Annotated in this window: 7 protein-coding genes and 4 pseudogenes; 2 read left to right on the top strand and 9 right to left on the bottom strand. The window is 56.8% G+C overall.

The annotated features are described in order from the left end of the window. A pseudogene (locus tag OOJ60_RS23905) lies at nt 1–155 on the top strand (TCR/Tet family MFS transporter); the annotation flags it as partial. Here the strand turns inward: OOJ60_RS23905 and OOJ60_RS23910 are convergent. The 5 genes and pseudogenes from OOJ60_RS23910 to OOJ60_RS23930 form a co-directional block, all read right to left on the bottom strand. Further along, nucleotides 101–310: pseudogene (locus OOJ60_RS23910) on the bottom strand (IS91 family transposase); the annotation flags it as partial. The pseudogenes OOJ60_RS23905 and OOJ60_RS23910 overlap by 55 nt on opposite strands. Nucleotides 311–421: 111 nt before the next feature. Next, nucleotides 422–727 (bottom strand): LysR family transcriptional regulator, encoded by a 306-nt coding sequence (locus OOJ60_RS23915; RefSeq protein ID WP_001255015.1) that lies wholly within the window; start codon nt 725–727, stop codon nt 422–424. Nucleotides 728–754: 27 nt separating this feature from the next. Further along, nucleotides 755–1,969 (bottom strand): chloramphenicol/florfenicol efflux MFS transporter FloR, encoded by a 1,215-nt coding sequence (floR, locus tag OOJ60_RS23920; RefSeq protein ID WP_000214121.1) that lies wholly within the window; start codon nt 1,967–1,969, stop codon nt 755–757. A gap of 216 nt (nt 1,970–2,185) precedes the next feature. Next, nucleotides 2,186–3,070, bottom strand: coding sequence for a DUF3363 domain-containing protein (locus OOJ60_RS23925; RefSeq protein ID WP_001447541.1), 885 nt, complete (start codon nt 3,068–3,070; stop codon nt 2,186–2,188). Between the two features lie 30 nt (nt 3,071–3,100). Continuing rightward, a pseudogene (locus OOJ60_RS23930) lies at nt 3,101–3,931 on the bottom strand (IS91-like element ISCR2 family transposase); the annotation flags it as partial. A 63-nt stretch (nt 3,932–3,994) separates the two neighbouring features. On the opposite strand from OOJ60_RS23930, the gene OOJ60_RS23935 reads away from it, so the two are divergent. Further along, nucleotides 3,995–4,699 (top strand): IS6-like element IS1006 family transposase, encoded by a 705-nt coding sequence (locus tag OOJ60_RS23935; protein WP_001067784.1) that lies wholly within the window; start codon nt 3,995–3,997, stop codon nt 4,697–4,699. 84 nt (nt 4,700–4,783) lie between these two features. On the opposite strand, the gene OOJ60_RS23940 is transcribed toward OOJ60_RS23935, so the two are convergent. From OOJ60_RS23940 to OOJ60_RS23955, 4 genes and pseudogenes are all read right to left on the bottom strand, one after another. Further along, a complete protein-coding gene (locus OOJ60_RS23940) occupies nt 4,784–5,116 on the bottom strand; it encodes a hypothetical protein (protein ID WP_223366082.1) in 333 nt (110 codons plus the stop codon). Between the two features lie 321 nt (nt 5,117–5,437). After that, a complete protein-coding gene (locus OOJ60_RS23945) occupies nt 5,438–6,442 on the bottom strand; it encodes an IS110-like element IS5075 family transposase (protein ID WP_000427619.1) in 1,005 nt (334 codons plus the stop codon). Between the two features lie 78 nt (nt 6,443–6,520). After that, the gene (locus OOJ60_RS23950) at nt 6,521–9,472 is read right to left on the bottom strand and encodes a Tn3-like element TnAs3 family transposase (protein WP_015344976.1); all 2,952 of its coding nucleotides are present in this window, start codon (nt 9,470–9,472) and stop codon (nt 6,521–6,523) included. A 2-nt stretch (nt 9,473–9,474) separates the two neighbouring features. Further along, nucleotides 9,475–9,885, bottom strand: a pseudogene (locus tag OOJ60_RS23955) (recombinase family protein); the annotation flags it as partial. Nucleotides 9,886–10,014: the final 129 nt, after the last annotated feature.

A 10,014-nucleotide genomic window follows, 5' to 3' on the forward strand; every position in this document is an offset into this window, starting at 1 on the left:
TCGTCGGACCCCTCCTCTTCACGGCGATCTATGCGGCTTCTATAACAACGTGGAACGGGTGGGCATGGATTGCAGGCGCTGCCCTCTACTTGCTCTGCCTGCCGGCGCTGCGTCGCGGGCTTTGGAGAAATTCTTCAAATTCCCGTTGCACATAGCCCGGCAATTCCTTTCCCTGCTCTGCCATAAGCGCAGCGAATGCCGGGTAATACTCGTCAACGATCTGATAGAGAAGGGTTTGCTCGGGTCGGTGGCTCTGGTAACGACCAGTATCCCGATCCCGGCTGGCCGTCCTGGCCGCCACATGAGGCATGTTCCGCGTCCTTGCAATACTGTGTTTACATACAGTCTATCGCTTAGCGGAAAGTTCTTTTACCCTCAGCCGAAATGCCTGCCGTTGCTAGACATTGCCAGCCAGTGCCCGTCACTCCGCGGTCTTCACTGCGTGATCGAGTTGATCGACACCCGCCGTGACACGCTCCATGAAGTGCCTGCCTGCGTCTGTTAGCCGAACGCCCCGCGCATGGCGCTCAAATAGCAGGACACCAAGGTTATCCTCCAGCGCTTTCACACGCGCGCTGACGCTCGACTGGCTGATACCAAGTGCCTTGGCCGCATGCCGAAAATTCAGATGCTCGGCGACGGCGATGAACTGAACAAGGGAAATGAGCGGTATCCTGCCAGACAGGATACCGACATTCACGAGGTTTCGATGGTTAGTGCGCCGCATCGGAGCGGGCCTGCTACCAGTCGTCGGTTAGACGACTGGCGACTTCTCGGTGGCAGCCCCACGGAGCCGAAGGAGCACCAGCCCCAACGAAACCAGTACCGCCATCGCCGTGGCGTAACAGATCACGGGCCACGCTGTGTCACCGTTTAAAAGTGCCACCGCCAATGTCCCGACAATGCTGACTATCAGGCTTTGAACGCAGAAGTAGAACGCGACCGCTGATCCCGCGATGTCGTCGAACTCTGCCAAAGCGCCGTTCGCGGTAACGGACACCGTGAAGACAATACCGACCGCGACAACCCACATCGGTAGGATGAAGGTGAGGAATGACGGCGAGCCGTAAAGTTCGCCGATCCCCAACAGGACCGCTCCGCAAACAAGCAACGCCATCCCACGCGCCACGCATCCTGCGATGCCCCATCTGGCGACAAAGGACTTCGCGAAACGGGTTGTCACGATCATTACAAGCGCGACAGTGGCGAAGGCAAAGCTGAATCCGATCTCGGAATATTCCGCTTGGCCTATGAGCACACGGGTAGCCGTCGAGAAGAAGACGAAGTAGGTGCCCATACCGGCGCTAAAGCCGACAGTGTAAACCCAAAAAGCCGGACTCGCGAAGATCGGCAAGACAGATCGGCGCGTCTTGACTTGATCCAGAGGGCGGGTTTCGTGCCACCTGAAACCCGCATTTAGGAGTGCGAGCATCGCCAGTATAGCCAAAGTAATGAATATCGCCTGCCATCCCAAGAACTCGCCGATCAATGCTCCGGCGATAGGGCCGAGCGCAGGCACGAACGCCAGCATCGAACTGAAAAGGCCGTAGATGACGACACCCTCAGGACGGTTGGCATAAACGTCGCGAACCGTCGCGAACGTCGCCACCAGCATGGCCGACGCGCCCACTGCTTGAAGTAGACGGAAAGCGACAAAGGCCGGTGCAGTTGAAGACCAAGCTGCTCCCAGAGACGCAATGACGAAAGCCGTTGCGCCCGCAAGTAGAATTGGCCGTCGCCCGATTCTGTCTGAGAGCGGACCAAAAATCACCTGGCCCACGCCGAGCATCACCATATAGAGGCTCAACGTGAGTTGGATCATAGCGGGCGTCGTGTTCAGGATGCCGGGCATCGCTGGAACGACAGGGAGATAAATATCCATCGCCAGTGAAGCGAGGATGTCGAAAGGAGCCATCAGCAGCAGTGCTGCCGGCAGCGTATAGGCCCACGCGGGGCGTGTGGTGGTCATGACGAATCAACCCTCGATTAAGGAATACCGGGCGACGTCTGCTCGTCAGCAATCAGATGAGACTAGCCTTACAGAGCGCCGCAACAACAATACTGGTTGTTGCGGCTTACTTGTCTGCTGACTTGGAATTTCCCATCTGATTACTCCACGCTTACGAATATGAATTGCTACATTTTATCCGATTATCTTTTGCTTCGCAATGCGGCATGGGCGCACTCAGCGTTCCAGCCCCCTCTGCCGCCCTAACTGCCACGACACCGACCCGCCCTGCACGATGCCCATAACCTCGCGGCCGAGTTGGCGGTCGATGATCGGCCGCCACGGGACAAGGGTGAACTCATGGGATTTCTCGACCACGGCGAACTTGCCGCTCGATAGATGCACGGTTCCGGTAAACTTGCCGCTGACGCTCTCGCCGTCCGTGGCGGCGCGGAACGGCAGGCCCTTACTCAAAGCCATATCCGATCCGACGCCGGCTACCTCGCGCTCCCGCAGGATGGCGAGAAGGTTGCGCCGGTAGAAGACGCGGCTGTCCCGGCTGCGGGTGGCGTCGCCCTGTTCGATATGGTGCTCGCGGCGCTGGTCCATGGCTTCGCGGACTTGTTGCCCGAAGCCGGTTGGCGCAAGGTCGGCCGTCTCGCCGTGGATCAGCCGCCGGTCCAGCCAGGTCGCGCCGTCCGATCCGATCTGTTTGTTCAGATCGACCGGGGAAAGGACGCGAACGCTGGCCTGACTGTCTCGGCCGGCGTCATGGGCGGCGGCACGGCTGACCAGATCATCGGGGATGCGCCATTGGTCGGCGTCGATCCGCTCGACGATACCGGCCCGGCGTAGCGCCTCCAGCCGGCGCACATGGGCATCGACATAGCCCTCATAGTCGCCGCCTGGAACGCGGCACGTATAGGAAGAATAAACGCCCTTTTCACCCAAGTCCAACAGCTTTGGACCGCAGTTGACTCTTTCGACACCCCTGCGATGCAACCCAATCCGGCTGACGGGGAGCCAGCAACGCTGAAAATTTACCCTCCTCTTTCCCACTAGCGGCTCCTTTTCCGACAACCAGCACGGCGGATCCCTGCCGCGGCGCTGTGAACGCAGCATTTTGATTGGTATCGTTGGCCTTCAGGCTCGTCAGTCAAACAGACCCAGGAGCAGCTCAGCCGGTGGCGCCCGGCTTTCGGGTAACGCCCTGGTCCCGCTGGTTTCGGCTTTGTGCTTCAGGTGATCAAGGATCTGCTTGATCACTATAGGGTCTTCAATGCAGGCGATGACTTTCATGGCGCCGCCGCAGCCGCTGCAGGTCTCGATGTCGATATTGAAAACACGCTTGAGCCGTTGCGCCCATGTCATCGACGCTCGCCGTTGTGCTGGTGTTGCCGGTTCATCAGCCACCCTGACCTTGTTGCCCCTGCCCCGTTTTGCCGGCGTGACCAACGCCCGGTGCCGACTGTTGGGTGCGAACACCCCGTGGAAGCGGGTTAGGTTGACTCTGGGCTTCGGTACCAGGGCGGCCAGCCTTGCAATGAAATCCAATGGTTCGAAAATGACGTGCGTGGTGCCGTCCCGGTACGGCGTCTTGAGCTGGTAGCGCACGTTGCCGCCTCGTGTTAACGACAGCCGCTTCTCGGATACCGCCGGGCGGCTGATGTACCGGCACAGCCGTTCGAGCTTCTTGCGTTCATCGGCCCTGGCCGCCACGCCGGCGTGCAGGCTGGACCCGGCTACCTTGCCAATCCCGTCACCGAACGGATCACCACTGGTCGGCAGAGTTTGCAAAGTGAACACCTTTCGCCCCGCCTGTGAACCGACAGCGATACGGTAAGTGATCGAGTGCCCCAGCAGGGGTGTCATCGGGTCGTCATCCACCGCATCCGAGGCCAGATAGCTGTTTTCGACATCCCGTTCCAGCAGGCCTTGCCGTTCCAGATAGCGACCCACCCGGTGGGCGATGGTGTGCGTCAGCGGCACTGTTGCAAATAACCACGAATGGTAAGCTGAAGACTGTTTTAGCTAAAGGTGCAGCATATGAATCCTTTCCATGGTCGGCATTTTCAGGGCGAAATCATTCTTTGGGCTGTGCGCTGGTATTGTAAATATGGCATTAGCTATCGTGAACTGCAGGAAATGCTGGCCGAACGGGGTGTGAATGTTGATCACACGACTATTTACCGTTGGGTTCAACGTTATGCTCCTGAAATAGAAAAACGTTTACGCTGGTATTGGCGTAATCCTACAGATCTGAGCTCGTGGCATATTGATGAAACCTATGTAAAAGTGAATGGACGATGGTCTTATCTGTATCGTGCAGTCGATCAACGTGGCGATACCATTGATTTTTATCTTTCTTCTAGACGTAATACCAAATCAGCATATTGTTTTCTTGGAAAAATTTTAAATAATGTGAAGAAGTGGCAAATTCCACAAGTGATCAACACGGATAAAGCACCCACATATGGACGTGCTTTATCACGGTTAAAACGGGAAGGTAAATGTCCACCAGACCTTGAGCACAGGCAGATTAAGTATAAAAATAACGTGATTGAATGTGATCATGGCAAGCTAAAGCGGATCATCAGGGCCACATTAGGATTCAAATCTATGAAGACGGCTTATGCCACAATTAAAGGTATTGAAGTCATGCGTGCACTACGTAAAGGACAAGCATCGTCATTTTATTATGGTCAGCCTCAGGGTGAAGTGTGTCTAATCAACAGGGTTTTCGGTCTCTAAGTACTTTTTAAAGGGAACATCATCGACTCAAATCTCTATTTGCAACAGTGCCAAAAAAACCAACTTCAAGTTGGTTTTTCTTTTTTAATCATCAGTGGCGACCTTAACACCATATCCAATTAAACCTGCAAGGCTAGCATAGGCTATTTTGGCATAAATCGAACCCCACCAGACCGTAATTTTACTGGCACCAAATTCCCGAACCGTTTGCCCCATAAAATTAGTGGTTTCATAGAAATTTTTAGCAGAATAACCTAACGCAATATGATCAAGGACAGGGAATAAACTAAAAGCTAAACCTACTGCTGCTGCGGGGAAAGTAAACTCTCTTGATAGACCGAATTTTCCAGTAATAAATACAAGCGATACCACGATAATTAATCTAATGATAGTCCATAGCATCACTGTGAAAGGCAAGTTAAAGATGCCTGCTCCCTGCCACGCAAGACCGCAAACAACTAGGGGTCGTCTCAGAAAACGGAATCTATGGTCACTCCCGTTTTTGCAACACCGATTTTGACGACAAGTTGGCTTGCTTGAATCTATCCGGCGTCTGAATGGGATTTTATTCCCGCGCCTCGATGAGTTCCGCGCCTGATGAACCTCCAGAAAATATACGGCTTCAATGAGCCTTTCCGTTTTACAGGTTCCTCAACAGGCCGGTGGGCCGTTAGTATCATCAATATCAGTATTCGCAAAACCAGATGAATGATTGTTTAAACTGGTGTATTTCTGCCTTTATGCTTCGTAAGTTTGCTGTCGCGCCGTCAGTGCCCAGGCTATTCTGGCCAGCTTGTTTGCCAGAGCACAGGTGACGACAAAGTTGCTTTTCCGACACAACAACTCCCTGACCCAGTCGGCCAACTTGCCAGACTGGTGTTCCAGTTTTTGTATGAATACCCTGGCACACTGAACCAACAAAGTTCGGATCTTTTTGTTGCCCCGCTTGCTAATCCCTAACAATGTCGTCCGACCTCCCGTGCTGTACTGTCGGGGTACCAGCCCTGTTGCCGCCGCAAAGTCACGGCTGCTGGCGTACTGCTTCCCGTCGCCAATCTCAGTTGAAATAGTACTGGCAGTCAGCGTTCCAACGCAGGGAATACTCAGCAAGCGCTGTCCAACCTCATCTTCGTCCAACTTTCGTTTCAACTGAGATTCCAGATCTTTAATCTGCTCAACAAGATAGTGATAATGCTGTTGTAATTTCAGCAGTAACTGGCTGAGATAAAGAGGCAAACTACTGTCCTCAAGAAGGGTACTCAGTCGACTAATAACGGCAGCACCTCGCGGAACGCTGATACCAAATTCCAGCAGAAAAGCATGCATCTGATTAGTTGTTTTCACCTTATCCTGAACCAGGGATTCACGGACACGATGCAGAGCTCGCATTGCCTGCTGAGATTCGGTTCTGGGCTGCACGAAACGCATAGATGGACGTGATGCTGCTTCACAGATAGCTTCAGCATCAACGAAGTCATTTTTGTTGCTTTTAACGAATGGGCGGACAAATTGCGGTGATATCAGCTTTGGAAAATGCCCTAACTCTTCCAGCTTGCGTGCCATAAAGTGAGAACCGCCACAGGCTTCCATCGCGATGGTTGTTGCCGGGCATGTCGCCAGAAATTCGATTAGCTTTGGTCGGGTGAATTTTTTACGGTAAACGGCCTTCCCACGATGATCCTGACAATGAATATGGAAAGAGTTCTTACCCAGATCGATACCAATAAGCGCAATGTTTTCCATGATGGTTCTCCGAATGAAAGCCTGTCCTCAGCATAGTACTGGGAAGGAGGGAGTGACCATCTCATTAAATAAAGCACGCTAAGCCGGTTGCAGAGGCCGTAGCGGCCTGAACTTCCCCGCGCCGATCTTGGCGCTGCTGCGCCATAGGTAATCACCGGTCAGGTTGATGTGCTCCCAGCCGAGTGGCGACAGGTACTGCAATAGCGAGTCATCGACGGCATGACCATTGCCGCGCAACGCATGCGCCGCACGCTCCAGGTAGACCGTGTTCCACAGCACGATGGCCGCCGTCACCAGGTTGAGGCCGCTGGCCCGGTAGCGCTGCTGCTCGAAACTGCGGTCACGGATTTCACCAAGGCGGTTGAAGAACACGGCACGGGCCAGCGCATTGCGCGCCTCGCCCTTGTTCAGCCCGGCATGCACGCGGCGGCGTAGCTCGACGCTTTGCAGCCAGTCGAGGATGAACAGCGTGCGCTCGATGCGGCCCAACTCGCGCAGCGCGACGGCCAAGCCGTTCTGGCGCGGGTAGCTGCCGAGTTTCCTGAGCATCAGCGAGGCCGTCACCGTGCCCTGCTTGATCGAGGTGGCCAGCCGCAGGATTTCGTCCCAATGGGCGCGGACGTGCTTGATGTTGAGCGTGCCGCCGATCATCGGCTTGAGCGCGTCATAGGCGGCATCGCCCTTCGGGATGTAGAGCTTGGTGTCGCCCAGGTCGCGGATGCGCGGCGCGAAGCGGAAGCCCAAGAGGTGCATCAGGGCGAAGACGTGATCGGTGAAGCCCGCCGTGTCGGTGTAGTGCTCCTCGATCCGCAGGTCGGATTCGTGGTACAGCAGGCCGTCGAGCACGTAGGTTGAGTCGCGCAGGCCGACATTGACCACCTTGGTGTGGAATGGCGCGTATTGGTCGGAGATGTGGGTGTAGAAAGTCCGTCCTGGGCTGCTGCCATATTTTGGGTTGATGTGCCCCGTGCTCTTTGCCTTGCTAGCGGTTCGGAAATTCTGTCCGTCCGATGATGATGTGGTGCCATCGCCCCAGTGCCCGGCAAAGGGATGCCGAAACTGAGCGTTGACCAGTTCAGCCAACGCTGTCGAGTACGTTTCGTCGCGGGTATGCCAGGCTTGCAGCCAAGCGAGCTTCGCGTAGGTCGTGCCGGGGCAGGACTCGGCCATCTTGGTCAGGCCCAGGTTGATCGCGTCGGCCAGGATCGTGGTCAACAACAGGTTCTTGTCCTTGGCCAGATCGCCCGATTTCAAGTGCGTGAAGTGCCGGGTGAAGCCCGTCCACTCATCGACTTCGAGCAGCAGTTCGGTGATCTTGACGTGCGGCAGGACCATGGCTGTCTGGTCTATCAGCGCCTGCGCGGTGTCGGGCACCGCCGCATCCAGCGGCGTGATCTTCAAGCCCGACTCGGTGATGATGGCATCCGGCAGGTCGTTGGCTGCCGCCATGCGGTTGACGGTGGCAAGTTGTGCTTCCAGCAGCGTCAGCCGCTCATGCAGATATTGTTCGCAGTCGGTGGCCACGGCCAGCGGCAATTCGCTGGACTGCTTGAGGCTGGTGAACTTCTCGGGCGGTACCAGGTAGTCCTCGAAGTCCTTGAACTGGCGTGAACCCTGCACCCAGATGTCGCCCGAGCGCAGGGAGTTCTTCAACTCGGACAGCGCGCACAGTTCGTAGTAGCGCCGGTCGATGCCGGCGTCGGTCATCACCAGTTTCTGCCAGCGCGGCTTGATGAAGCCGGTCGGTGCATCGGCTGGCAGCTTGCGGGCGTTGTCGGTGTTCATGCCGCGCAGCACCTCAATGGCATCAAGCACGTTTTTGGCGGCGGGCGCGGCCCGCAGCTTGAGCACGGCAAGGAATTCCGGTGCATAGCGGCGCAGGGTGGCGTAGCTCTCGCCGATGCGATGCAGGAAATCGAAGTCATCGGGTTGCGCGAGCTTCTGCGCCTCGGTGACGCTCTCGGCAAAGGAATCCCAGGACATGACGGCCTCGATGGCGGCAAACGCATCGCGGCCTGATTGCTTGGCGTCGATCAGCGCCTGACCGATGCGCCCGTACAGACGTACCTTGGCGTTGATGGCCTTGCCTGACGCCTGGAACTGCTGCTGATGCTTATTCTTGGCAGCGTTAAACAGCTTACCCAGGATGCGGTCGTGCAGGTCGATGATTTCGTCGGTGACGGTGGCCAGCGCCACGAGAGTGGCGTAGCGCCGTTGCGGCTCGAATTTGGCCAGGTCGGCGGGTGTCATCTGGCCGCCCTCGCGGGCAATCTTGAGCAGGCGGTTCTGGTGAACCAGCCGCTCGATGCCGGTAGGCAGATCGAGTGCCTGCCATGCCTTGAGGCGTTCGATGTGTTCCAGCATATGCCGCGAATTTGGCTTGGCCGGAGACTGGCGCAACCAAGCCAACCAGGTCGTCTTGCCGTTGTCCCGGCGCTTGAGCAGATCGTCGAGGCGGCGGCGATGCGCGTCCGCCAGTGGTTCGGCCAAGGCGTCGTAGATGCGCCGGTTAGCACGGGTGATCGCCTCGGCACTCGCCCGCTCGACGGCGTTGAGGGCGGGCAGAATGACCGACTGCCGCCGCAGGTGCCCGATCAAGGCGCTGGCCAGCACGATGCCTTTGTCGGTTTGCATCGCCAGCTCGGTCAGCATCTGGACGGCCTGCCGGTAATGGCTCATGGTGAAGGGCCGGAAACCGAACACGGTTTGCAGCTCGCTCAGGTGCTCGCGCCGGGTCTGCTCCCGCTGGCCGTACTCGTTCCAGCTTTCGACGCCGACCTTGAGCTGGTCGGCGACCAGCTTCAACAAGGGCGGGAACGGTAGTTCATCGACGCCCAGGATGACGCCGGGAAAGCGCAGGTAACAGAGCTGCACCGCGAAGCCCAGCCGATTGGCTGGCCCGCGCCGCTGTCGGATGATCGAGAGGTCGGTATCGTTGAATGTGTAATGTCGGATCAGGTCGTCCTTGGAGTCCGGCAACGCCAGCAGGCTTTCCCGCTCGGCGGCGGACAGGATGGAACGACGTGGCATATTTACTGATCCGTTCTCAAGTATTGATACAGGGTTTCGCGACTGATTCCGAATTCACGAGCAAGCTTGGTCTTTTGCTCGCCAGCCTCGACACGTTGGCGCAGTTCGGCAATACGCTCAGACGACAGGGATTTCTTCCTGCCACGGTAAGCCCCGCGTTGCTTGGCGAGCGCAATACCCTCGCGCTGACGCTCGCGGATCAGGGCGCGCTCGAACTCGGCGAACGCGCCCATCACCGAGAGCATCAGGTTCGCCATCGGAGAGTCTTCGCCAGTAAAACTGAGGTGTTCCTTGACGAATTCGATATGCACGCCGCGTTGTGTCAGCGTTTGCACGATCCGGCGCAAATCATCGAGATTGCGCGCCAGGCGATCCATGCTATGCACCACCACGGTGTCGCCGGTGCGGGCGAAGCGGCACTGTTGCAAATAGTCGGTGGTGATAAACTTATCATCCCCTTTTGCTGATGGAGCTGCACATGAACCCATTCAAAGGCCGGCATTTTCAGCGTGACATCATTCTGTGGGCCGTACGCTGGTACT

It is taken from the genome of Citrobacter sp. R4 (genome assembly GCF_026719175.1).
GTDB lineage: Bacteria > Pseudomonadota > Gammaproteobacteria > Enterobacterales > Enterobacteriaceae > Citrobacter_A > Citrobacter_A sedlakii.